General features: G+C 47.5%; 23 protein-coding genes. 13 read left to right on the top strand and 10 right to left on the bottom strand.

All coding sequences use genetic code 11. The features are described 5' to 3' along the window. A partial coding sequence (locus B8880_RS08535; RefSeq protein WP_143933421.1) for a transposase family protein occupies positions 1-190 on the bottom strand: 190 nt, incomplete at its 3' end. Between the two features lie 447 nt (positions 191-637). Here B8880_RS08535 and focA point away from each other — a divergent pair. Beyond that, positions 638-1,462: a formate transporter FocA gene (focA, locus tag B8880_RS08530; RefSeq protein ID WP_418889031.1), complete on the top strand. Its 825-nt coding sequence runs from the start codon at positions 638-640 to the stop codon at positions 1,460-1,462. A gap of 80 nt (positions 1,463-1,542) precedes the next feature. Further along, positions 1,543-3,825, top strand: coding sequence for a formate C-acetyltransferase (gene pflB, locus B8880_RS08525; RefSeq protein ID WP_084257199.1), 2,283 nt, complete (start codon positions 1,543-1,545; stop codon positions 3,823-3,825). 93 nt (positions 3,826-3,918) lie between these two features. Here the strand turns inward: pflB and B8880_RS08520 are convergent, their stop codons facing one another. Both B8880_RS08520 and B8880_RS08515 read right to left on the bottom strand, forming a co-directional pair. Further along, positions 3,919-4,215, bottom strand: a complete 297-nt coding sequence (locus B8880_RS08520) for a type II toxin-antitoxin system RelE/ParE family toxin (protein ID WP_084257198.1) — start codon at positions 4,213-4,215, stop codon at positions 3,919-3,921. Beyond that, positions 4,196-4,402 (bottom strand): hypothetical protein, encoded by a 207-nt coding sequence (locus B8880_RS08515; protein ID WP_084257197.1) that lies wholly within the window; start codon positions 4,400-4,402, stop codon positions 4,196-4,198. Before B8880_RS08515 ends, B8880_RS08520 begins: the two co-directional genes overlap by 20 nt. 153 nt (positions 4,403-4,555) lie before the next feature. On the opposite strand from B8880_RS08515, the gene pflA reads away from it, so the two are divergent. The 9 genes from pflA (at position 4,556) to purA (ending at position 17,028) form a co-directional block, all read left to right on the top strand. Further along, entirely contained in the window at positions 4,556-5,296 is a 741-nt protein-coding gene (gene pflA, locus B8880_RS08510) for a pyruvate formate lyase 1-activating protein (protein ID WP_084257196.1), read from the top strand. 274 nt (positions 5,297-5,570) lie between these two features. Then, the gene (locus B8880_RS08505; RefSeq protein WP_084257195.1) at positions 5,571-7,655 is read left to right on the top strand and encodes a HupA family protein; all 2,085 of its coding nucleotides are present in this window, start codon (positions 5,571-5,573) and stop codon (positions 7,653-7,655) included. A gap of 97 nt (positions 7,656-7,752) precedes the next feature. After that, on the top strand, positions 7,753-9,204 hold the full coding sequence (locus B8880_RS08500; protein WP_115306342.1) for a surface lipoprotein assembly modifier: 1,452 nt from the start codon (positions 7,753-7,755) through the stop codon (positions 9,202-9,204). Between the two features lie 151 nt (positions 9,205-9,355). Then, positions 9,356-10,291 carry an aminoimidazole riboside kinase gene (locus B8880_RS08495; RefSeq protein ID WP_084257194.1) on the top strand — a complete coding sequence of 312 codons (936 nt, stop codon included), beginning with the start codon at positions 9,356-9,358 and terminating at the stop codon, positions 10,289-10,291. A 21-nt stretch (positions 10,292-10,312) separates the two neighbouring features. Then, the gene (locus tag B8880_RS08490) at positions 10,313-11,767 is read left to right on the top strand and encodes a glycoside hydrolase family 32 protein (protein WP_084257193.1); all 1,455 of its coding nucleotides are present in this window, start codon (positions 10,313-10,315) and stop codon (positions 11,765-11,767) included. Positions 11,768-12,171: 404 nt separating this feature from the next. After that, complete coding sequence (locus tag B8880_RS08485) at positions 12,172-13,188, top strand: substrate-binding domain-containing protein (protein ID WP_084257192.1); 1,017 nt, start codon at positions 12,172-12,174, stop codon at positions 13,186-13,188. 152 nt (positions 13,189-13,340) lie between these two features. Further along, positions 13,341-14,669, top strand: coding sequence for an FtsH protease activity modulator HflK (gene hflK / locus B8880_RS08480; protein ID WP_084257191.1), 1,329 nt, complete (start codon positions 13,341-13,343; stop codon positions 14,667-14,669). Further along, positions 14,669-15,553 carry a protease modulator HflC gene (gene hflC, locus B8880_RS08475; RefSeq protein WP_084257190.1) on the top strand — a complete coding sequence of 295 codons (885 nt, stop codon included), beginning with the start codon at positions 14,669-14,671 and terminating at the stop codon, positions 15,551-15,553. Before hflK ends, hflC begins: the two co-directional genes overlap by 1 nt. Before the next feature lie 179 nt (positions 15,554-15,732). Next, on the top strand, positions 15,733-17,028 hold the full coding sequence (gene purA, locus B8880_RS08470; protein ID WP_084257189.1) for an adenylosuccinate synthase: 1,296 nt from the start codon (positions 15,733-15,735) through the stop codon (positions 17,026-17,028). A 79-nt stretch (positions 17,029-17,107) separates the two neighbouring features. Here purA and B8880_RS08465 read toward each other — a convergent pair whose 3' ends face one another. The 6 genes from B8880_RS08465 to B8880_RS08440 form a co-directional block, all read right to left on the bottom strand. Next, on the bottom strand, positions 17,108-18,613 hold the full coding sequence (locus tag B8880_RS08465) for a PTS transporter subunit EIIC (protein ID WP_084257188.1): 1,506 nt from the start codon (positions 18,611-18,613) through the stop codon (positions 17,108-17,110). 103 nt (positions 18,614-18,716) lie between these two features. Continuing rightward, positions 18,717-19,595 carry an N-acetylneuraminate lyase gene (gene nanA, locus B8880_RS08460; protein WP_084257187.1) on the bottom strand — a complete coding sequence of 293 codons (879 nt, stop codon included), beginning with the start codon at positions 19,593-19,595 and terminating at the stop codon, positions 18,717-18,719. 22 nt (positions 19,596-19,617) lie between these two features. Continuing rightward, positions 19,618-20,484, bottom strand: a complete 867-nt coding sequence (locus B8880_RS08455) for a MurR/RpiR family transcriptional regulator (protein ID WP_084257186.1) — start codon at positions 20,482-20,484, stop codon at positions 19,618-19,620. A 21-nt stretch (positions 20,485-20,505) separates the two neighbouring features. Continuing rightward, entirely contained in the window at positions 20,506-20,976 is a 471-nt protein-coding gene (nanQ, locus tag B8880_RS08450; RefSeq protein WP_084257185.1) for an N-acetylneuraminate anomerase, read from the bottom strand. 24 nt (positions 20,977-21,000) lie between these two features. Beyond that, complete coding sequence (locus B8880_RS08445) at positions 21,001-21,888, bottom strand: N-acetylmannosamine kinase (RefSeq protein WP_084257184.1); 888 nt, start codon at positions 21,886-21,888, stop codon at positions 21,001-21,003. Positions 21,889-21,900: 12 nt separating this feature from the next. Next, a complete protein-coding gene (locus B8880_RS08440; RefSeq protein ID WP_084257183.1) occupies positions 21,901-22,590 on the bottom strand; it encodes an N-acetylmannosamine-6-phosphate 2-epimerase in 690 nt (229 codons plus the stop codon). Positions 22,591-22,818: 228 nt separating this feature from the next. Between B8880_RS08440 and ansA the strand changes: the two genes are divergently transcribed. Next, positions 22,819-23,829, top strand: a complete 1,011-nt coding sequence (gene ansA / locus B8880_RS08435) for an asparaginase (protein ID WP_084257182.1) — start codon at positions 22,819-22,821, stop codon at positions 23,827-23,829. Between the two features lie 235 nt (positions 23,830-24,064). Next, entirely contained in the window at positions 24,065-25,492 is a 1,428-nt protein-coding gene (locus B8880_RS08430; RefSeq protein WP_084257181.1) for an alanine/glycine:cation symporter family protein, read from the top strand. Between the two features lie 124 nt (positions 25,493-25,616). Here the strand turns inward: B8880_RS08430 and B8880_RS08425 are convergent. After that, the coding region (locus B8880_RS08425) for a transposase (protein WP_208610901.1) at positions 25,617-25,783 on the bottom strand (167 nt) is incomplete at its 5' end.

The raw sequence follows: 25,783 nt of genomic DNA, 5'->3' as shown, positions 1-25,783 counted from the left end.
CGCGCTCAAAAGGTAAATATTGACGCAACCACGCCAAATGATATTCCCCGAACCGTTTAATGTCCGTCCAACCTTCCGCACCGGAAATGACGGCGCTCATGGTCAGAAAAATGATTTCAAGAAAAGGATATTTTTGGTTGATATCTTTACGCGGGTCTTCCAATTGACCGAAAAAGCGGAATAAGTCCATGACGTTACCTTGTATTTTAACGTATTAAAGGCTTATTAGATCATATTTTGAGGAAAAGTGCGATCTTGCCCTGATGCCTTGCTTACACATCGTTAATGCTATCGGACGGCGAGAAAGCGAAATGCTATCGCCACCCAACCTTTTTTCGTTCAGGTTGCGGCCGTGCATAATTGCACAAATTTGATCTTTTATCTCTTTTTCCGTTAAAACCGAAAACAAGAATTTAACCATTAAACAACATATTAACCTAGGCTTAACAGCTCGAATTGATCTATGTCACACTTTATGAGATAACATAACACAGCATCTTAAAATGATTTGTTTGTGTATCAACAAAAAATTATAATGCTAAAAAAAAATAATAAATCTTAAAAAAATTTTTAGGCTAATTCTTAAGTTGAAGGACAAAATTTAGACATGAGCGCAAATGCCAATAATTCGAGCGATATGTTGAATCCGGCACAGATCACCACGGTTGCGGTGAAAGCCGGCGCTTACAAAGCACAAAAAAACCAGTTTCTTTCTTTTATGTCGGCGATTCCGGCAGGAGCATTCATTGCAATCGCCTTTGTTTTTTATGCCACCACCCAAACCGGAGCCTCCGATGTGGCATGGGGCATGGCGAAATTTGTCGGCGGCATCGTGTTTTCACTTGGGATTATCATGGTGATTGTCTGCGGTAACGAACTGTTCACCTCTTCCACCATGACAATTCTGGCACGGGTAGAGAAAAAAATCAGCACTTTCCAGATGTTGCGTAACTGGTGTGCGGTCTATGCCGGAAATTTTATCGGCAGTCTGTTTATCGTGGCGCTGGTTTGGTTCGGCGGACAAACGATGGCGGCGGACGGCAAATGGGGTTTGGTGATTTTAAATACTGCCCAGCACAAAATCCACCACACTTGGGTCGAAGCCTTTAGTCTGGGTATTTTTTGTAACATTATGGTCTGTATCGCAGTGTGGATGGCGTATGCCGGCAAAACCCTGACCGATAAGACCCTTGCGGCGATTCTGCCGATTTCGATGTTTGTCGCTTCCGGCTTCGAGCACTGTGTTGCCAATATGTTTATGATCCCGATGGGGATTGTGACCGCACACTACAGCAGTCCCGAATTTTGGCAAACCTTGGGAATCAATGCAGCGCAATACGCCGATTTGGATATGACACATTTTATTATCAAGAATTTAATCCCGGTCACATTAGGGAATATCGTGGGCGGCGCGGTTTGTATCGCCTTAATGCAGTGGTTTCTGAATCGCGAACACCACTAATAGTTTGAGCATATCGGCAGCAAGTGCAGTGATGCCGGTATAATGGTTTTAATTTATTGTTAAATAAGGAATGTACTGATATGACACAATTAACTGAACTTCAACAACAGGCTTGGGCTGGATTTAAAGACGGCAACTGGCAACAAAATGTCGATGTGCGCGATTTTATCCAGGCGAACTACACGCCGTATGAAGGCGACGAAGCGTTCTTGGCAGGCGCTACGCCAGCGACAACCGCACTTTGGGACAAAGTGATGGAAGGCATCAAAGAAGAAAACCGTACCCATGAGCCGTTGGATTTCGATACGGATTTACCGTCAACCATCACCTCTCACGCCGCCGGTTATATCCAACAAGATTTGGAAAAAATCGTCGGTTTGCAAACCGATGCGCCTTTGAAACGTGCGATTATCCCGTTCGGCGGCATCAAAATGGTGGAAGGTTCTTGCCAAGTTTACGGTCGCGAACTGGATCCGCAAGTGAAAAAAATCTTCACCGAATACCGTAAAACCCATAACCAAGGCGTATTCGACGTTTATACCCCGGATATTTTACGCTGCCGTAAATCCGGCGTGTTGACCGGTTTGCCGGACGCTTATGGCCGTGGTCGCATCATCGGTGACTATCGCCGTGTCGCGCTTTACGGAATCGATTTCCTGATGGCGGACAAATTCAAACAGTTCGGTTCGCTACAAGCCCGTTTGGAAAGCGGCGAAGACTTGGAAATGACTATCCAACTGCGTGAAGAAATCGCCGAACAGCACCGCGCATTGGGTCAAATCAAACAAATGGCGGCATCTTACGGCTACGATATCTCCGGTCCGGCAACCAATGCGCAAGAAGCGGTGCAATGGACTTACTTCGCTTACTTGGCGGCGGTGAAATCACAAAACGGTGCGGCGATGTCTTTCGGTCGCGTCTCTTCATTCTTGGATATTTATATCGAACGTGATCTGCAAGCCGGCAAAATCACCGAAGAACAAGCGCAAGAATTAATCGACCATTTGGTAATGAAACTGCGTATGGTGCGTTTCCTGCGTACCCCTGAATACGATCAACTGTTCTCCGGCGACCCGATTTGGGCAACCGAATCCTTAGCCGGTATGGGCTTGGACGGTCGTACTTTAGTCACCAAAAACAGCTTCCGTTTCTTGAACACGCTGTACACCATGGGGCCGTCTCCGGAACCGAATATGACGATTCTGTGGTCTGAAAAATTACCGGACGGTTTCAAACGTTACTGCGCCAAAGTGTCTATCGACACCTCGTCCGTGCAGTACGAAAACGACGATTTAATGCGTCCTGACTTCAACAACGACGACTACGCCATCGCCTGCTGCGTCAGCCCGATGATCGTCGGCAAACAAATGCAGTTCTTCGGCGCGCGCGCAAACTTGGCGAAAACCATGTTGTACGCGATTAACGGCGGTATCGATGAAAAACTGAAAATGCAAGTTGGCCCGAAATCCGATCCAATCACGGCTGACGTTTTAGAATTTGACGATGTAATGAACCGTTTGGACGGTTTCATGGATTGGTTGGCGACACAATATGTGACCGCACTTAACATCATTCACTATATGCACGACAAATACAGCTACGAAGCTTCGTTGATGGCGTTGCACGACCGTGATGTTTACCGCACCATGGCATGTGGTATCGCCGGTCTGTCTGTCGCGGCGGATTCCCTGTCTGCGATCAAATATGCCAAAGTGAAACCGATTCGTGACGAAGACGGTATCGCCGTTGACTTTGAAATCGAAGGCGAATATCCGCAATTCGGTAACAACGACAGCCGTGTCGATGACATTGCCTGCGACTTGGTTGAACGTTTCATGAAGAAAATCCAGAAACTGAGAACTTACCGCAATGCCGTACCGACCCAGTCCGTACTGACCATTACCTCTAACGTGGTTTACGGTAAGAAAACCGGTAACACCCCTGACGGTCGCCGTGCCGGTGCGCCTTTCGGACCGGGTGCGAACCCAATGCACGGTCGTGACCAAAAAGGTGCGGTTGCTTCCTTGACTTCGGTTGCCAAACTGCCGTTTGCCTACGCCAAAGACGGGATCTCTTACACCTTCTCTATCGTTCCGAATGCGTTAGGTAAAGATTACGAAGCGCAAAAACGCAACTTGGCAGGCTTAATGGACGGTTACTTCCACCACGAAGCCACCATTGAAGGCGGCCAGCACTTGAACGTCAACGTCATGAACCGTGAAATGCTGTTAGACGCAATGGAAAATCCGGAAAAATATCCGCAATTGACCATTCGTGTTTCCGGCTACGCGGTACGTTTCAACTCGTTGACCAAAGAGCAACAAAAAGACGTGATTACCCGTACCTTTACCCAAACCATGTAATTCAGGTTTAATCTAATTACAAGCCCTGCCTATTGGCGGGGCTTTTTGTTGCATAAAAATTAACCCTGTCATCTGACAGGGTTAATCAACTATTTAGGGATAAAGTCGAGAACAATGAATAACAGTAATAATCCTGACAACATCTCCATTGATTCGATAAACAACCCGATAACCGCCCAAGTAGATTTCTCTAGTACCCTCTATAATACCTAATGAGCCGCGTTCCGGAAGATTCTTGAGCTTCTCAATGCCATTGCGAATACGATTTATAACAGTGTCCGCCGTCGTTAAATTGAGGGTAAATTCGTAAATCCCCAAAGCAATATTTTCAAGATTCTGTTTTGCTCTTGCAGAATAACTAATCGTATACTCAAGCGACATTTTGTTCATATTTTAATACTGCATTGTATAAAACATCTTTCACCCCACGATAAACCTCTTCACTAGAAAACGCTTTTCCTTCGCTAAAATCCTTATCACCTAAAGCGGCTTCTTTTTTTAAATATTCCAAATATTCTGGTGTTAATTGTTGTTCCATTATTTTTCCCTCCACCATAGGTATTAACAATATTTGCATAATGCCTCCTTTCACCAAAGCAGTCAAGTATCACCTCAGCTTGCAAAATTCACTCCTTCTAGGGTCTGTTACGACTTTCTATCGCAAAGTGCGGTTGTTTCAGGTAAAATTGACCGCACTTTTACTCTCTAATTTTGCATTTTTGGAATGGCTATGACGATTAAAGCACGCATTCACTCTTTCGAATCCTGTGGTACGGTGGACGGGCCGGGGATTCGGTTTATCCTGTTTTTACAAGGCTGTTTAATGCGCTGTAAATACTGCCATAACCGCGATACTTGGGATTTGGATGGCGGCAAAGAGATCACTGTCGAAGAGCTGATGAAAGAGGTGGTGACTTACCGCCATTTCATGAACGCGTCCGGTGGCGGCGTTACTGCGTCCGGCGGCGAAGCGATTTTACAAGCGGAATTTGTGCGCGATTGGTTCCGCGCCTGTAAAGCACAAGGCATTCACACCTGTCTGGATACCAACGGTTTTGTGCGCCGTTACGACGCAGTGATTGACGAATTGCTGGACGTGACCGATCTGGTATTGCTCGATCTCAAACAACTGAACGACACCATTCACCATAACTTGATCGGTGTGCCGAACAAACGCACGTTAGAGTTCGCCCGTTACCTGCAAAAACGCAACCAACGCACTTGGATTCGTTATGTCGTCGTACCCGGTTACACCGATGACGATCACTCGGTCACCCTGCTCGGCGAATTTATCAAAGATATGCAGAATATCGAAAAAATCGAACTGCTGCCGTATCACCGTTTGGGACAACACAAATGGGAAGCCATGGGCGAAAAATACGAATTGGAAGATGTGCTGCCGCCAAGCAAAGAAAAAATGGATCATATCCAAGCGATTCTTGCCCGTTACCATCATAATGTGATTTACTGATTCACTCACCCGTTTTAACGCGCTATCTGTACTTTTGACGATAGCGCGTTTTTATTTCTTCTTTGAACTTCCTCTTTCCCCATTTTGAAATTTTACTCCATTTTTAAAACAAATGTGACAAAGATCAAATTCTCTGAATAAAGATCGCTAAAGCCTTGTTTTTTTTTTTTTTTTTTAAACTGAGAAAGTTTAATGATTTTTTATCTGTTTTGGAGTGAAGAAATCATTAGCTTTTGAATTTTCTTTACATTTTTCCAACCATAAGGAATATTTTATGAAACCCACAATAAAAACCACTGCTTTGGCTATCTTAATCTCACTCGGTGCAGTCGCTTGCGGATCGTCCGGCGGAGGATCTGGCGGTGACCAACCAAGCAGCACCACTAACAACACAACTGCTAACGGAACAACTCAGTCGCAAGCAGAAACAACACAAAACAATCAGACACAAAATCAAAGTGAATCCAGTTCATCTCAAGTCTCCGAACAAGTAGCCGCTGCACAAAAACAGGCTGACGAAGCGAAAAAACAAGCCGAATTAGCACTACAACAAAAAGCCGCTGCTGAGAAACAACTCACTATCGCCCAACAGGCTGCGAAAGAAGCACAAAGCGCACAAGCCCAAGCAGAAGCTGATAAAACCAGCCAAGTCAAAGCCGCTAATGACAAAGTCAAACAAGCAGAAGCGCAATTAACCGCCGCACAAAAACAAGTCGCAGAGGCAGAAAAACAAGCACAACTGGCACAACAACAAAAAGCCGCCGTCGAACAGCAAGCCGCAGCGGCACAACAAGCGGCAAAATCCGCACAAGCAGCCCAAACTCAAGCAGAAGCCGATAAGGCTGCACAAGTGAAAGCTACCAATGACAAACTCAAGCAAGCGGAAACCCAGTTAACAGCCGCACAGAAACAAGCGACTGAAGCCGAAAAGCAAGCACAATTGGCGCAACAGCAACAAGCTGAAATCGAGAAACAAGCCGCTACAGCGCAACAAACCGCGGCTGAGAAAGTTAAACAGACAGAAACCCAATTAGCGGCTGCACAAAAACAAGCAACCGAAGCGGAAAAACAAGCTGCCGCTGCACAACAAGCGGCGATAGCAGCTGAAGCGGCACAAGCGCAAGCCGAAGCAGACAAACTTGCCGAAGTCAAAGCCGCGCAAGAACAAGTTCAGCAAGCGGAAGCGCAATTAGCCGCAGCTCAAAAACAAACCGAAGAAGCGGAAAAACAAGCTGTGACAGCACAACAAGAAGCCGCAGAGAAAGTTAAACAGGCAGAAACCCAATTAGCGGTTGCACAAACACAAGCAGAACAAGCGGAACGACAAGCCGCTGAGGCACGACAAGCAGTAGCCGCTGCGCAAGAGGCACAAGCTCAAGCCGAGGCAGATAAACTTGCCGAAGTTAAAGCAGCGCAAGAGCAAGCTCAACAGGCACAAACCTTATTAGCGGCAGCTGAAGAACAAGCGGCTGAAGCTGCAGAACAGGAAGTGGCACAACTGCGTGAAGCCGAAGCACAACGTTTAGCGGAAATCCAACGTCAGCAAGAAGAAGCCGAACGTTTGGAAAGAGAACGGATTGAAGCCGAACAACGGGCGGAAGCAGAGCGTCAGGCGGAAGAAGAGCGTTTGGCAAGAGAGGCTGAAGAGCGGCACAAAAATCGTGAACTGAATAATTATGCAGTGGTAAAACAATCCATGAATGGACAAGCTGATGACTTCTTTGCACCGGCTGAAATTATGGCTGATGGCATTAATCTGGGTGTCATCAGAACGAGCGACCATATACAAAGTGTAGAAAGCAGCGGCAGATCGGTTAGAACCAGTTATAATACCTATACTTATAACTTAACTGAAGCAGGTCACGGTTATTCTTATAAAGATGTCTATCGTGAAGGTGCAGGATCTACAACAGATTATCAATTTATTTACGGCGGCAACCGCACTTCCGGCGAAACCATTGAGCAATTGCAAGGCAGTGCCAGCTATCAAGGCAAGGCGGTCACCTATTTCCTTGGTGGATTAGATGAATATGCAACAGTTAATCTGAATGCGGATTTTGACCAAAAAAACATTTCAGGACAAATTGATACCGGAAATAACAGTATAAAAGACGGTTTAATTCATTTAAATGCCGGCACCATCAGTAACAAAGATAGTAGCGTTGCCTTTGCCGGAGAAGCAACAGCCATCAGCCTTGGTTCTGGTTCTAAAAATCCGCTAGATTACTCGGGTATGTATGAAGGCTATTTTATGGGAGAAAATGCCAAGCAACTTGCCGGATCCGCAGAATTAGAATATGAGCCATTTGATGGTGAACACAAAATGCACGCCGTATTCTCCGCCGGTAAACAGGAGTAATCCTGACTTACCCTTCCCACAGGCAGCCGGTTATACCGGCTGCAACGGTTAAATCTTTTATTCCGAGGCGCACTTTGCGCCTCTGTTTTTGAGTGAAATGATGAAAAAACAATTTTATATTTTCTCCGTAACCGCACTTTGTGCAGCAAGTGCGGTTGCCGAAACCACCGTCAGCGTAAATCAAGCGACAACTCCCGAAAGCATTCAAAATATCGCACGCCCGACTGCACCGCCGCAAAAGGTGGAAGAATCGGGGCAAAGTGCGGTGCAGCCGTTGCGGGTTAGTCGGGCGCAGTTGTTGGCAAGTGCACAGCTGACGCAAAATTGGCTTAACTTGGCGCTGCAACAACGCAATGCGGAATTAATCAGTGAATTGTTGGCGATTTACCGCACTTTTGCGCAACATGACCCGATTCTCGTCCGTTTTGCTGAAGCGACATTAGCGCAACTGGCGCAAGATTATTCGCTGGCGATTAGCCGATTTCGTGACATTCTCGCGGTTAATCCCGATCTTAATCCAGTGCGGATCGAACTGGCAAAAAGCCTGTTCCACGATCGCCAAGACAATGCGGCGCGCGATCAGTTTGAAAAAGCCAAAAGTGCGGTCGGCGTACCGGCGCCGGTGGTGAGGTTGATTGATTCTTATCTCGGCGCATTGCAACAACGTCGCGGCTGGCAAAGCAGTTTCAGTGCGTATTACCTGCGTGACGGCAATGTCAATAACACCTCGTCCAAGCGCGAAATCGAGAACACCGGTTTTGTCAAAGACGACAATATGCTGCCGCAGTCAGCGCACGGCATTGTCTATTCATTCAGCCTTGAACGGGATTTCAATCTGGTTGGCGCACACTACCTGCATGTCGGCACGGAACTGTTCGGTAAGCATTTTTGGGATAATCACGACTATGACGACATCTATAACCGCACTTATCTGGGTTATACCCATAAAAGTGCGGTACAAAGTTGGTCAATTCTGCCGTTTTACGAAAAACGTTGGTACGGCAACCAGTCGTATAAATGGGCGAACGGCGTGCGTGGCGAATACCGCCGCTGGCTGAACAGCAACTGGCAAATCTCGACCGCACTTGAACACGCCGAACAGCGCTATTACGACAGCCAAAATCTCAATGGACATACGCAACTGGCTTCCGCCACCCTGCTGTGGCTGCGTAGCCCGCGCCAGTTTTTCTATCTCGGCGGCGATTATAACCGCGAAAAAACCCGTGTGTTGCAATACAGCAACAACACCCGCACCGTGCGGCTCGGTTGGGGGCAGGAGTGGCAGTGGGGCATTTCCTCACGTTTGGGTTTCTCTTATGCACACCGCAACTACAAAGACCAAGCCAAACTGGGCAGCATGATTCCGCTCGGCAAAGTGCGAGATGACAAGATTTACAGTGCGAATTTAACCCTGTGGAAACGGGATTGGCATTTGTGGGGTATCACGCCGAAGTTACATTTTAACTGGAAAAAGCAAGACAGCAATTTGCCGTCGATGTATTCCTACGCACAGAAAAATGTCAATCTGATTTTTGAAAAGACATTTTAAGCGTAAAGTGCGGTTTCACGACCGCATTTTTTAGATCTAGATCACATTTCCCAATCCTATTCTCAAGAAAAACCGCACTTTCATTGCCAGACTAAACCGTTTTAGCTAAAATTTTAGCTAAACTCTTTCGGTAAATAAAAAAGGTAATCCTATGAGACAGAAAGTTTGGGTATTAGGTGACGCCGTGGTGGATTTGATTCCGGACGGTGAACAACATTATATTAAAGCACCAGGCGGCGCACCTGCCAATGTTGCCGTGGGGATTGCCAGATTAGGCGGAAGAAGCGCCTTTATCGGGCGGGTCGGTGATGATCCGCTTGGGCGTTTTATGAAACAAGTGTTGAATCAGGAAACTGTCAACACCGAATTTATGCAGTTGGATCCGCAGCACCGTACTTCTACCGTGATTGTCGATCTGGACGATAACGGCGAGCGCAGTTTCACCTTTATGGTCAATCCCAGTGCCGATCAATTTTTGCAAACCGACGATTTGCCGCAGTTTAACCGTGGCGAGTGGCTGCACTGCTGCTCTATCGCCTTGCTGAACAATCCGTCGCAACAAGCGACCCTGACTGCCATGCAGCAAATCAAGCAAATCGGCGGCATGGTGTCGTTTGATCCGAATTTGCGCGAATCGCTATGGGAAAATCAGGAAATCATGCGTATGACTGTGATGCAGGCGGTCGAATTGGCGGACGTGCTGAAATTTTCCGAAGAAGAATTGACCGTGCTGACCGAAACCGAAACCTTGGAACAGGCACTAAAAACCATTACCGATTACTACCCTGAAAAATTGATTATCGTCACTATGGGTAAAAAAGGCGCTTTGGTACATCTGAACGGCGAACAACAACTGATTAGCGGCAAAGCGGTGCAAGCGGTGGATACCACCGGCGCAGGCGATGCGTTTGTCGGCGGTTTGCTGGCTGGATTATCACAAACCGCAAACTGGCAACAATGGGAAAATTTGATCCCGATTATCCGCCAAGCCAATGCCTGCGGCGCCCTTGCCACCACCGCCAAAGGCGCGATGGCGGCGTTGCCGAACCAACAACAGTTAGCCGACCATTTGGCTGAATCCGCTTAATTAACCAAAAGAGGAAATCCGATGCTGATCTTCAATCAGGGAAAATATAAAAGTCTGCTTGCCGCCGAAGAGGGCGAACTCGATGCGGTGGCGGCACTGGTTGCCACTGATCAGGATTTCCGCCCCGATTATCATTTGGTCGCGCCGTTCGGTTTGATCAATGATCCGAACGGCTTGGTGTTCGACGGCGAAAAATACCATATTTTTTACCAGTGGTATCCTTATAGCGCCATGCACGGCATGAAACATTGGCTGCACTACACCACGCCGGATTTCCGACAATTCACCTTGGCTGCTCCGCTGATTCCGAGCGAAATGTTCGAATCGCACGGCTGTTATTCCGGCGGTGCGTTGCCGCTGGGCGATTATATCGCCGCGTTTTACACCGGTAATACCCGTCGCAGCAGCGATAACGCGCGCATTCCGTATCAAAATATCGCCGTATTCAGCAAAGACGGCAAGCTGTTGGATAAATATCCATTGGTAACTTGCGCCCCTGCCGGTTACAGCGAACATGTGCGCGATCCGAAACCCTATGTCACCGCCGAGGGCAAAGTGCGGTTTATTTGCGGCGCGCAACGTGAGGATTTGAGCGGCACAGCAATTGTGTTTGAAATGGACAATATCAACACGCCGCCGCAACTGTTGGGCGAACTGAACCTATCGGATTTCGACAATCGCCATATTTTTATGTGGGAATGCCCTGATCTGCTGAAAATCGGCGAGCAAGATCTGTTTATTTGGTCGCCGCAAGGCAAACAGCGTGAAGCGCAACAATTCCAGAACAACTACCATTCCACTTATGTTATCGGCAAGTTGGATAACTTGGATTTTGCCGTGGAAGCCTTTGCCGAATTGGATTACGGTTTTGATTTCTATGCGCCGCAAACCTTTGCCGGACTGGATAACAGCCAAAGTGCGGTCATGCTCGGCTGGGTCGGCTTGCCGGATTTGCAATATCCGACCGACGAATACGGCTGGCACTCCACCCTGACCCTGCCGCGCCGCTTGACCTTGAAAAATAATCAGATTTACCAAACGCCGCTCGAACAGTATTATCCGCAAAAGCTGACCGCACTTTCGTTGCAACAAGCCACGGAGTTGGCGGATTTGGATCGCCGTTATCTGAAATTTAATCCGCAAAATAACGAATTTACGTTACAACTGTTCGCTAATCCGCAAGGGCAACACTTAACCCTGAGCTATCAAAACGGCGTGTTCTGCTTGGATCGCAGCGCAACCGAACAAACGGAAAGCATGCGCGGTTTAGGAGAACAGCGTTATTGTGCGATTGCGGATTTACAACAGGTGGAGATTTTTATTGATCGCTCGGTGATCGAAATTTTCTTGAACGATGGCGAAAAAACCCTAACCTCGCGCTTTTTTATTAAAAATCGGCAGAATGTGCTGCAAAGTTCACGCCGATTGGAAATTGAAAGTGCGGTGTTAGCGCCGATTGCGTATTTGGCGGAGTAATCAAAATCTGATAATTACGCTACAAGTGAATGAAATAAAGTAGGGGCAGATTAGGAGCTGTTGATCTTTTGTGTTTATAAATTAAGCAAAAAGAGTGTCATTTTATCCGACAGCGACCTACGGTCGCAATCGGTTAAGCATTGATGAGAGGCTTTGCCTCTCTGAAGCAGCCGCAAAGCGGCTGATCTATGCGTAACCTAGTACGGCTTTGCCGTGCTAGGCTAAAAGGATTAGTTTTAGCTCAAATAGTATACTCAAAAGATCAACACACTCTAACTATCCGCCCGAGTACGAAGTGCGGTATAAGCATTTCATCAACAAAAGAAAAATGCAATATCCCGTTCGGGCAGATATATAATCTGCCCCTACGAAATTACAGTTTATTCTTATACAAATAAAAAAACATGATCGCTAAACCCAAACGTTGTACGCTGAATGATATTGCCGAACTCAGCGGTGTGTCCAAAACCACCGTCAGCATGGTGCTGAACGGCCGTGCCGACGAATTCCGCATCAAAGACGAAACCCGACAAAAGATTTTGGATATCGCGCGGCAGAATCACTACCGCGCCAATATTTATGCCAAAGCGTTGCAATCGCAGCGCACCAATACCATTGGTTTGGTCATTCCCGATTTTTCTAATTTCGGCTTTGCCCAAACCAGCCGCATTTTGGAAAAACTGTGCCGCAACCACGGCTTACAACTGATTATCAGTTGTTCCGACGAGCAACCGCACTTGGAGGCAAAAGCGATTGAAAACCTGCTGGAACGGCAGATTGATCTGCTGATCACCACGCCGATCCAACAAAGCAAACGGCACTATCCGCACTTAGGCACAATTCCGTCCATTCAGCTAGACCGTTTTATCAAAGATGCCGATGTGCCGTATGTCATCACCGATGACCAAAGTGCGGTCACGCAGATGGTTAGCCAGATGATTAAGAAACATCAACTGCATGAATTTTATTATCTCGGCGGTCTGTTGCAGCTCACGCCGAGTGAGGCGCGCTTGCAAGGCTTCAAGTGCGGTTTGCAACAAGGCGGTTTAACCTTGCACGATGGCTGGATTAAACATCGCGATTACCATTCCGAATCGGGCTATCAGATGATGACGGAGTTGTTGCGCGATTTAGGGCGTTTGCCACAGGCGGTTTTTGTCGCCTCTTACGGCTTATTGGTTGGCGTGCTACGTTTCTTAAACGAGAAAAATCTGTTGGATCAACTCAGCTCGCGCCAACTGCATTTAGCCACCTTCGATGATTACGAATTGCTGAATTGCCTGCCGTTTCACATCAATTCGATTCGTCAGGATCACGAGCAAATCGCCAACCAATTATTTGCCTCCATTTTAAAACTGCTGGGCAAAAAACCGGTGGAAAATAAAATTATTCCCGCCGAACTTTGCTGGCGTGATCAATAAAGCCCCCACCACCATCGCGGGCAATAAGGCGGCGCAGTAAAAAGACTGGCAATCCTATGCGTAAATGATACAATCGAAAACTGCTTGAGTTAGCGGATTGTTACAACTTTTTGTTACGCCGCTTATTTTTAACTGACGGAGAAATCGCAACTATGTCGTGGAATGGTTCTGATAACAACCATAATTCAGATCAAGACCCTTGGGGCAAACCGGGGCAAAGCGGGCAAAAAAAGCCTGAAAAAGATCAAGATTGGCAAAATAATAATCCTGAACCGGATAATCAACAAACCAATCAACGCAACAAACAACAAGGTCCGCCGGATTTGGAAGAGCTGTTCAATAACCTGCTGAAAAAAATGGGTGGCAGCGGCAACCGTCAATCCGGCGGCGGTAACACACCGTCTTTCAACGGTCTGGGCAAATTGCTACCGATTGCAGCCGTCATCGGTGTGATTGTTTGGGGAATCAGCGGTTTCTATACCATAAAAGAAGCGGAACGCGGCGTAGTCTTGCGCTTCGGCAAAGTCAATTCGATTGTTCAACCGGGTTTGAACTGGAAACCGACCTTTATTGATCAAGTCCGTCCGGTCAATATCGAAAAAATCAGCGAACTGAAAACCCAAGGCAGCATGCTGACCCAAGACGAAAACATGGTTGTGGTGGAAATGACGGTACAATACCGGATCAACAATCCGGAAAAATTCCTGTTCAGCGTCACCAATCCGGAAAACAGCCTGTCACAAGCAACCGACAGCGCATTGCGTTATGTTATCGGCCATATGAGCATGGACGATATTCTGACCACCGGTCGTTCGGTGGTGCGTGAAGACACCTGGCGCTATCTGGAAAATGTGATCAAACCGTACGACATGGGCTTGGAAGTGATTGACGTCAACTTCCAGTCCGCCCGTCCGCCGGAGCAAGTCAAAGACGCGTTTGACGATGCGATTAAAGCACAGGAAGACGAACAACGTTTTATCCGCCAAGCGGAAGCCTATGCCCGTGAAGCCGAGCCGATCGCACGCGGGGACGCGCAACGCATCGTAGAACAAGCCACCGCATACAAAGAGCAAGTGGTGTTAGACGCCCAAGGGGAAGTGGAGCGCTTCCAACAACTGTTGCCGGAATATAAAGCCGCACCGGAATTATTGCGTGAACGGCTGTATATTCAAACCATGGAAAACATCATGGCGGAAACCCCGAAAATGATGTTGGATTCCACCGGCGGCAACAATCTGACCGTATTACCGTTGGAACAAATGTTGAATCAGAAAAAAGCGGCTGAAAGTGCGGTCGAAAAGACAGACGCACCGCAAGCAAAAGGGGCGAATACCAATACTGCGTTGGGTAGCGCAGCGAACAGAAACACACCGGTTCGCACGCCGTCGCCTGCAACGTCAACCAATAATGAAAACAGCTATATAGGCTCACAACAAGAAGAACGCTATGAAAACAACACTCGCCAAGGGAGATTCGAATAATGCGTAAGTTTTTATTGCCGGTCATTATTCTGCTGGCGGCTATCCTGTATTCCAGTATTGTGGTGATCAACGAAGGATCGCGCGGTATCATGTTGCGCTTTAACAAAGTGCTGCGTGACGCCGATAACAAGGTCACTATCTATAATCCGGGCATTCACTTTAAAGTGCCGTTTATCGACAATATCAAAGTGCTGGATGCAAAAATCCAAACCCAAGACGGACAAGCCGATCGCTTCGTCACCGTTGAGAAAAAAGATTTGTTGGTGGATTCCTATGTAAAATGGCGGATCAGTGATTTCGGGCGCTTTTATACCAGTACCGGCGGTGGTGATTACACTTATGCCGACAACTTGTTACGCCGTAAAGTCAATGACCGTCTGCGTTCGGAAATCGGTTCGAGAACGATTAAGGACATTGTTTCCGGTACGCGCGGCGAATTGATGACCGGCGCATTAAATGCGCTGAACAGCGGTGCCGACAGTGCTTCCGATCTGGGGATTCAAGTAGTTGACGTACGGGTGAAACAGATCAATCTGCCGCAGGAAGTGTCATCGTCGATTTACCAACGTATGCGTGCCGAACGGGACGCCGTCGCACGGGAACACCGCTCGCAAGGTCGTGAAAAATCCGCCTTTATTCAGGCCGATGTTGATCGTAAAGTGACGGTTATTTTGGCGACCGCCAGCAAAACCGCGCAAGAACTGCGTGGTAGCGGCGACGCAACGGCAGCAAAAGTCTATGCCGATGCGTTCCGCAACGAACCTGAATTTTTCAGCTTCGTGCGCAGCCTGAAAGCCTACGAAAAGAGTTTCCAAAATTCAGGTAATATGATGATTTTAAAACCGGGCAGCGATTTCTTCCGCTATATGCAGCCGGAAAACTAAAACGAACGCCCACCGTTTAAGCAAGCCCTAGCCGTCGCTAGGGCTTTTATTTTTTAACTGCTGTTTTTTACTTAAAAAATACAAGAAAATACCGCACTTTGATTGTAGTTAATAACGGAAAATAGTAAAGTAAACAGTTGCGAATCCATACATCTTCAAATCTAAAAGGTAAAATTATTATGGGGAAAAGTGTTGTTATCCTGGGCGCTCAATGGGGCGATGAAGGCAAAGGCAAAATTGTTGATCTGCTGACGGATCGCGTGAAATATGTGGTGCGCTATCAAGGCGGTCACAACGCCGGTCACACCTTGATTATCAACGGTGAAAAAACCGTATTGCGCCTGATTCCGTCCGGTATTCTGCGTGATAACGTCACCTGCCTGATCGGCAACGGCGTAGTGCTCTCCCCAGCGGCATTAATGCAAGAAATGGGTGAACTGGAAAGCCGTGGCGTCAACGTGCGTGAGCGTCTGCTGATTTCCGAAGCCTGCCCGCTGATTTTGCCTTATCACGTTGCGATGGATCATGCGCGTGAAGCGGCGTTAGGCAAAAAAGCCATCGGAACCACAGGTCGCGGTATCGGTCCGGCTTACGAAGACAAAGTTGCCCGTCGTGGCTTGCGTGTCGGTGATCTGTTCAACCGCGAAGCCTTCGCCGAAAAATTGAAAAATATTCTGGAATACTACAACTTCCAATTGGTCAACTACTACAAAGTCGAGCCGGTTGATTACGATAAAACCTTAGCTGATATTTTTGCGGTTGCCGATATTATCACCGCAATGGTTGCCGATATTCCGACCATTTTAGACAAAGCACGCTTAAACGGCGACAATATCCTGTTTGAGGGTGCGCAAGGCACGATGTTAGACATCGACCACGGTACATATCCGTATGTTACCAGCTCCAACACCACCGCCGGCGGCGTGGCGACAGGCGCCGGTTACGGCCCGCGTCACTTGGATTATGTATTAGGCATCATCAAAGCCTACTGCACCCGTGTCGGCGGCGGTCCGTTCACCACCGAACTGTTTGACGAAGTCGGTGTGGAAATCGCGAAAAAAGGCAATGAATTCGGTGCGGTTACCGGTCGTCCACGCCGTTGCGGCTGGTTTGATGCGGTTGCGGTACGCCGTGCAATTCAACTGAACTCGATCTCCGGTTTCTGTATGACCAAATTAGACGTGCTGGACGGTTTTGACGAGCTGAAAATCTGCGTTGCCTACAAAATGCCGGACGGCTCCATCGTCGAATATGCGCCGACAGCCGCCGAAAACTGGGAAAATGTCGAACCGATCTATGAAACCTTACCAGGTTGGTCGGAAAATACCTTCGGTGTCACCGATATTAATCAACTGCCGCAAACCGCACGCGATTATATCAAACGAATTGAAGAAGTGACCGGCGTACCGGTTGACATTCTTTCCACCGGCCCTGATCGTGTCGAGACTATGATTCTGCGTGACCCATTTGCATAACATACTGTGATAAAACAATAAATCCCTTGTACATCAATACAAGGGATTTTTATTAGGGCCGGCTTTTTAAATGTTCCGGCTAATCTTCCAAGCCTAAAATCTGATTGACTTCACTCTTATACAGCACCGCTTTGGCACCGAAAATCGCCTGAATACCGCCGCCGACTTCGAGCACGTCAATTGCACCGATCTTTTTCAAGCTGGCTTTATCCACTTTTTTCACGTCTTTTAATGCAACTCTCAAACGGGTGATACAGGCATCAACGTGTTCGATATTCTCTTTTTCGCCCAGTGCGCTGATGATTTTCACCGCGTTATCGTGCAGATTACCGTTCACCGCAACCGCACTTTTGCTCTCTTCCGTTTGGCTGTCATCATCACGCCCCGGCGTCATCACATTGAATTTGCTGATTAAGAAACGGAAAGTGAAGTAATACAGCGCCGCCCACGGCAAGCCGACCAACACAACACGAATCCAGTTGGTCTTGGCATCGCCCTGCAAAATGCCAAACAGCAAAAAGTCGATAAACCCGCCGGAGAAAGTATTGCCGATGGAGATATTCAGAATATCGGCAATGTAGAACGAGACACCGTCAAAGAACGCATGGATCACATATAACCACGGCGCAACGAACAGGAACATAAACTCAATCGGTTCGGTGATACCGGTTAAAAATGAGGTCAGGGCAACGCCTAAGAATAAGCCGCCGAACCGTTTATGCCGCACTTTCGGTACGCAATGATACATCGCCAAACAGGCTGCCGGTAAGCCGAACATCATGGTGTCAAAACGACCGGCGAAGAAACGGGTTCCTTCGGTAAACAAGCCCTGATGGCTCGGATCCGCCAGTTGGGCAAAGAAGATTTTTTGCGCGCCGGCAACCGCACTTCCGGCAACCTGTTCCACACCGCCCAATTCGGTGTACCAAAACAACGGATAGATCATGTGGTGCAAACCAATCGCACCGGATAAGCGCATTAAGAAACCATAGAAAAAAGTACCGACGGCGCCCATTTGCGCGATATTCTCTCCGGCACTGACCAGCCAGCTCTGAAATGTCGGCCATACCAAGAAGAAGAATACTGCGACAAAAATCGCGGCAAATGCAGTGACGATCGGCACAAAACGCGAGCCGCCGAAGAAACCGAGCATTTGCGGCAACTGAATATTGTGGTAACGGTTATGCAGCCATACTGCCAATAATCCCATTGCTAACGAACCGATCACGCCGGTATCAATTCCGCTTGCCTCCGGTGTGAAAATATTCAGTAATGCGCTGATCGTGCCGGTCATAATCAGGTAGCCGACCACCGCCGCCAGTGCCGCCGTGCCTTTATCACGATTTGCCAGCCCGATTCCCAACCCGATACATAACAATAATGCCAAATTGGCAAACACCACCGTACCTGCCGCCGCCATCACCTGAAAAATACTTTGCAGAAACGGATTATCTAAAACCGGATACGCCAGAATCGTAGTTTGATTAGACAATGCCCCGCCAATCCCCAGTAGTAAACCGGCCGCCGGCAAAATGGCAATCGGCAGCATAAATGCCTTACCGATTTTTTGCAGTGTTTTAAACATGATATTCCCCTTTCATTGATAAAATACCTGATTCTAAAACAAAAAAAGATGAACCGCACGGGCTCATCTTAAAAATATTCAGCCAATATCCGCAAGTGCGGTATTACAGATATTTTGCTTTCAACTCTTTAGCCACGGCAATTTGTGCCGCAGTTAATTCTTTGGTCATCGGCTCACGGCAGTAGCCTGCGTCCACGCCGTCCAATTTCAGCAACTCTTTGATGGTCAGATATAAACCGTTGCCCAAAATACCTTCGATTAAATCGTTGGTTACATGTTGAATTTGCAACGCTTCTTCGATTTGTCCGGCTTGCGCTTTTTCAAAGATTTGGCGGGCACGGATACCGTTGACGTTAAAGGTGCTGCCGATTGCGCCGTCCACACCCAATACCGCTGCCGGTAACATCATTTCATCGAAGCCCGCCCAAATTAGGTGGCTCGGATAGGCTTTTTTCAAGCGTTCCAACAGGTAGAAATCGCCGGCGGTGAATTTCACGCCGATGATTTTTTCATTTTCATACAATTCGCCGAATTGTGCCACGCCGATATTCACGCCGGTCAGGAACGGAATGGAGTACACGATCATACGGTTGCCGGTGGCTTCGATAATGGTGTTGTAGAAGTGTTTGATTTCGGCAAAACTGAATTTGTAGTAGAACGGCGTGACCGCAGATAAACAGTCATAGCCCAAATCCGTGGCATATTTACCCAGCTCAACCGCTTCTTTCAGATTGACGCTGCCCACTTGCGCAATTAAGGCAATTTCATCTTTGGCTTCATCTTTGGCGATGCGGAAAATCTCTTTTTTCTCCTCGGTGGACAGCATAAAGTTTTCTCCGGTGCTGCCGCCGACATACAAACCGTCCACTTTCATTTTATCAATGTTATGGCGCACGATTTGACGCAACCCTTTTTCATTAATCGTGCCATCTTCGTTGAAAGACACCAGTAATGCACTGAAAATACCTTTTAAATTTTTCATGAAATCTCCTGTAAGATGATAATTATTTAATACGTTGTTCGAGAATAACGTTTAGTGTTTTTTGTTTTTTACTCATGGAGTTATCCGGCTCCGCTTGCACCAGCAAAGCGTAGATTAAATCCATCACGAATAGCTGAGAAATTTTTGTACCGATCGAATCCCCTTGCAGCTGTCCTTGGCGATTGCCGTTGATCAGCACATAATCCGCCACTTCGGTAATCGGCGAGCGTAAATTATGGGTGATCGCAATGGTTTTCGCACCGTTGGATTTCGCAATTTTTAACGCTTGGGTCGTTTCAATCGAATAACCGGAATGGCTGATGCCGATCACGATATCCTGCTCGTTCAACAACGAAGCCTGCATATACATAAAATGGTTATTGGTTAAGGCATCAACCTGTAAACCGATGCGTAAAAATTTATGTTTGGCATCTTCTGCCGTCAGTCCGGAAGAACCAACCCCGAACACAAAAATACGCTTGGCTTGCCGAATGCTTTCGACCACTCTTTCCAATTCGTCAAAGTCCAATAGGTTGATTGTTTCGGAAATCACATTGGCCAATGCACTTTGCAGTTTTAACGCAATTTCGGTTGCGCCGTCTTCACCGCCGATTTCCGTATCCAGCAACGAACCGTTTTCTTTATTTTGGGTCGCCAGCTCAATCGCCAGATCCAGTTTAAAATCAGTGTAGCCCTTGAAGCCCAAAGTGCGGCAAAAACGGATAAACGTTGCCTCGCCGACATCCAGTTTGGCAGCCACTTCCGACAAAGAACATTGGTTAAGCAAATCGGGAGAAGTCAGAATGGCTGCTGCAATCCGCTTTTCCGTTTTGGTCAGGCTGCTTTGTAGTGCACCAATGGTATCTAAGATTTTTCCGCCTTGATTCATAACATTTTCTCCAAATCAATTTTATAATAGTGTGTATGGAATTTTGACTACCAGCTTCTTCAGATTAACAGGTTGTCCGTTGATATTACAGCCCGGTTTGTGTGCCTCATACGGGAAGAATACCGCAAACATATTGGGTTTTAATACCACACTGTTTTTATCGGCAATCTCTTGTGATGTCAATTGGTAATCATCTTCTTCCTGATAGGCTTCATAGCCGCCCAAATCGGGGTTGCCGACACCGTATTCAATCAGTTCGGTTCCTGAAATCAAAAGTTGCACATCTAAATAACGATGGTGTAATTCGGCTTTCTTACTGCTTGCTTCCGCCGTTTCAAACTCCATTACGTTCATAAAAACATCCGCATTGATATCGTGCCTGCCCAGTTCCAATCCTTGCAAATCCAGACCGCTCAAATAATCACAAATTTCAGCAATCACAGGGGGGAATCCCAATGTCGCATGCGCTTTTGTCAAATCACCTAAAATCATCGTGTTAATCCTTTTGTCATCTCGTTAAATTTCATTTCCGTCCAGCTCATGCCGCCACCAAAGCGCCGCACCAAGTAAGCCCGCATCTTGTCCGCAAGCTGCCGCCACCACGTCCGTGTGGTAAAAGTGCGGTAGCTGCTGCAAATAGTGCCGAACTAACGGCAGATAACCTTCCGCCAAGCCGACGCTGCCGCCTAATGCAACCCGTTGAATATCGTTGGCTATCACCAAATCGGCGATCATGTTGGCAATGGCTTTGGCGGAACGTTGCACCAACTCCACGGCTTGCGGCACGCCTTGACGGAAACGGGCAAACACTTCTGCCGGTTCGCACGGATCGTCCCATTGGGCAGCGGCGGCTTCAATCGCCCGTCCTGCGGCAATCGCTTCGACGCAACCTTGTCGTCCGCAACCGCAAATCGGCCCATTCGGATCAGCCAAAGTGTGCCCGATATGACCGGCGATGCCATTCGGGCCGGTTTGCAGTTTGCCGTTTAAGATAATACCACCGCCGACACCGGTTGATACGGTGATAAACACAAAATTATCAACTTTATCGGTCAACAATTGATATTCGGCATACGCCGCCGCTTGCACGTCATTCAATAACCCAATTGGCGCGTCGGTATGCTCGGCAATACTTTTGGCTAACGGAAACTCAGCCAAGCCGCCTAAATTTTTCGGATTAAGTGCGGTCAGTACGCCACGATTAATAATGCCGGTGGATGCCACTGCGACCGAATCAAACATTCCCTGATGTTGCTGCACAATCTGCGCCAAGGCTTGGCTCATTCCGATAGCGGCTTCGTCCTGTGGCGTTTTAATTTGTTGCCGCTGCTCAATAATGTTGCCGGTGATCAAGGCGCTGGCGATTTTAGTACCGCCGATATCAATGGCTAAACAACACTTCATGACAACCAACCTCTATTTCTTGACTGCATTAATTTTCTCGACGAACCACCCGACAATATGCTCCAAGCGTGTTAACGCCGAACCGACCGTAACCGAATAAGCGCCGTTTTCAATCGCCATTGCCGCCAATTCCGGCGAATTATACCGCCCTTCTGCCATCACCCGACAACCGGCTGCTTTCAAATCTTGCACCAGTTTGATATCCGGCTCCGCCGGAATGGTGCCGCCGGTATAACCGGACATAGTGCTGCCAATCAGATCCACGCCAAGATTTTGGCAATACATTCCTTCTTCAAAATTGGAGCAATCCGCCATAGACAGACAACCCAATGCCTTAATCCGTGCAACGATCACATCGCGAGCGACCGGACGGAGACGATCCGTGCCGTCAAAGGCAATAATATCCGCTCCCGCCGCCGCCAAATCATCAACGTCTTGTAAAAACGGCGTAATTCGAACCGGACTATCATCTAAATCCCGTTTTACAATGCCGATAATCGGCACATTGACTTTCACCCGTGTGGCTTTCAAGTTTTCGATCCCTTCGATCCGCAACCCTGCAGCGCCGCCGGCAATTGATGCCTGAGCCATCGCTGCAACCATTTCCGGTGAATCCATAGGGCCGTCATCTACCGGCTGGCAAGATGCGATCAACCCCTGTTCAAGCATAGCCAAGATTTGTTCTTTTGTTAATTTTGACATTTTGACTCCATACATAACAACTTTAAAGAAGATTGGCTTCAACGAGTATAGAGTAATACTTCATTTCTATCATAACAAGTGAAATAATTAAAAAATGAGATCTTTATCATAAATTGAAGCGTACACATCAAAATTAGCGGTAATAAATTCATACCATGGGAAATGCGCCTACTTTTTGCCACGCAAAAACGCTATAATTCACCGACAATTCATTACCCAGCAGCTATCATGAATACAACGTCTGTCTATATCGCCTACACCGGCGGCACAATCGGCATGAAACCCTCCAGACACGGCTATGTGCCGCAACCGGGGTTTATGTCTTCTTATTTGGATTCTTTGCCTGAATTAAAGCGGCCCGAAATACCGCACTTTATCGTGCATGAATATGACGAGCTGATCGATTCCGCCAATATGACCCCCGAACATTGGCAACAAATCGCCGACGATATCAAAAAGCACTACCATAATTACGATGCTTTCATCATTTTGCACGGCACCGATACCATGGCTTACACCGCGTCTGCACTGTCCTTTATGTTGGAGAATCTGGCCAAACCGGTCATCATCACCGGTTCACAAATTCCGATCTCCGGCTTGCGCTCCGACGGCTTGGCCAATTTATTAAATTCGCTGTATTTGGTCGCCCACTATCCGATCCGCGAGGTTACGCTGTTTTTTAACAACCAACTGTTTCGCGGCAACCGTTCGACCAAAAGCCATGCGGACGGTTTCGATGCGTTTTCGTCGCCTAATTATCCGGTGTTGGTTGAAGCCGGAATCAATATCAACGTCAACTATGCCGCACTTAACGTAGCGCCGCAAGGCGAATTTAAAGTGCATAACATCACTCCTCAGCCAATCGGTGTGGTTATGCTCTATCCGGGAATCTCCCCCGATGTCATCGGCAATATTCTGCAGCAACCGGTCAACGCATTGATTCTGCTGACGTTTGGTATCGGCAATGCGCCGAATAATCCGAAAATACTGCAATTGCTGCATGCCGCTTACCAAAAAGGCATTATCGTATTGAATCTGACGCAGTGTTTCTCCGGCAAGGTTAATATGGGCGGCTATGCCACCGGCAATGCCCTGGAAAAAGTCGGCGTGATCAGCGGACACGACATGACCGTCGAGGCGGCATTGGCGAAATTGCACTTTTTACTAAGCCAGCCGCTGAGTTTCGAGGGCGTCCGGCAGAAAATGAGCCGGAATCTTCATGGCGAAATATCACTATAAAACCGCACTTTAACGGTATCAAAATTAAAATTTATCGCATAAATATCACAAAAAAGAGAATATTGGTTCAGCAAAATGGTTTTTTATCTATATAATTGCTCAGATTTTTAGGTAAATCATAGTTGAATGATTTACTATCCCAATCGACGGGGCATTCCTGCCTCCCTGTTTGGGATAATAGTTTATTCTGCTATATCTATATTAATAACGATTATTTTTTCTTCGGAGGTATTCAGTGGAATACATTCACGCTTTTTTTGATTTAATCAGCGATCTTACTTGGGGCTGGGCATTGATTCCAATGCTCATTATTTTCGGCCTGCTATTCAGTACAGTCAGCGGTTGGGCGCAGTTCCGCTATTTCGGGCGCATGTTTAAATCGTTGCGCAATGACAAAAGTGCCGACGGCAAAAGCATTACCGGCCGTCAAGCCTTGCTGGTATCTATCGGTGGTCGGGTCGGCGGCGGTAATATTGCCGGCGTCGCGGTTGCCATTTCTCTCGGCGGGCCGGGAGCGGTATTCTGGATGTGGGTGGTCGCCTTAATCGGCATGGTCACCAGTATCGTCGAATGCACTCTGGCACAGTTGTACAAACACAAAACCCATGACGGTCATTTCCGCGGCGGCTCCGCACGCTTCATTCTACACGGTTTGGGAAAACGCTATCGCTGGATGGCGGTAGTATATTCCGTTTGCCTGATGATCTCATTTTCCATCGGTTTCAATGCGTTTCAGGGCAATACCGTAGCCGGTGCCATACTCGACAGTATCGGCATTGAACGTTTATGGACCGGTATTGCATTGGCAATGATCGGCGGCATTATTATTTTCGGCGGCATCAAACGGATTTCCCAAGCTGCCGACGTCATTATTCCGGTGATGGCGCTGCTGTATCTGTTATTGGCGGTCATCGTTATTATTTCAAATGTAGGAGAAGTACCGGCAGTCATCGTTTCGATTGTCAAAAACGCTTTCGGACTGGATTCCGTGGTCGGCGGCGGCATGGGCGTGGCGATTGCACAAGGTATGCGCCGCGGTCTGTTCTCCAACGAGGCCGGTTTGGGTTCTGCGCCGAACGTCGCGGCAACCGCCGATGTCAAGCACCCTGTCACTCAGGGGATTGCGCAATCGCTCTCGGTCTTTATCGACACCATTATCATTTGTAGCTGCACCGCATTTATTATTTTGCTCGGCAACGTCTATGTGCCGGGAGCAGAAATCGACGGCGTGGTGCTGACCCAGCAATCACTGGTTTATCATTTGGGCAGTTGGGCGCAATACCTGCTAACCTTTGCTATTTTACTATTCTCATTCAGTTCAATTATTTATAACTACTATCTTGGTGAAAATGCACTGAGCTTTTTATTCTATGGCAAAAAAGAGAGATTGCCGATTTTCTTCCTGCGAATCGCCGTGATTGCCATTCTGTTCTTGGGCGCCACCGCCCCGGGCGCAACCTCGGTATTTTTCTTCTCCGATCCGCTGATGGGCGTATTGGCGTTATTGAACCTGTTGGCATTAATCATGCTTTTCCCGCAAGCCATGCGCCTGCTTAATGATTATCGCAACCAATTGAAACAAGGCATCGACGAACCGGTCTTTGATCCGGATCAGTTCCCTGATTTGGATATTGATCGCGAAGCTTGGAAAAGCCGGAAATAGCGGAAAAAATAACAATCCGCACGTGAAACGTGCGGTTTTTCGGCTGCCCTATAAGGGCCTAGTACTTCACATGCCCCTCAAGGGGCATGTGAAAAGACTGACAACTGCACAATAACTCTGTGGCTTACCCCTTAAAGGGGTCCACATATTCTTTCTTCGATAAATTATCTTGAATCATGTCTTCTTTTTCCTGATTCCTGATATATTCCTCTACCACTTTTGTATTTAAACCCACTGTACTTACATAATAACCCTTTGCCCAAAAATGTCGGTTTCCATACTTATATTTTA

This window comes from Pasteurella testudinis DSM 23072, from assembly GCF_900176075.1.
Taxonomy (GTDB): domain Bacteria; phylum Pseudomonadota; class Gammaproteobacteria; order Enterobacterales; family Pasteurellaceae; genus Chelonobacter; species Chelonobacter testudinis.
This window is presented reverse-complemented; position numbering and strand designations above follow the sequence as displayed.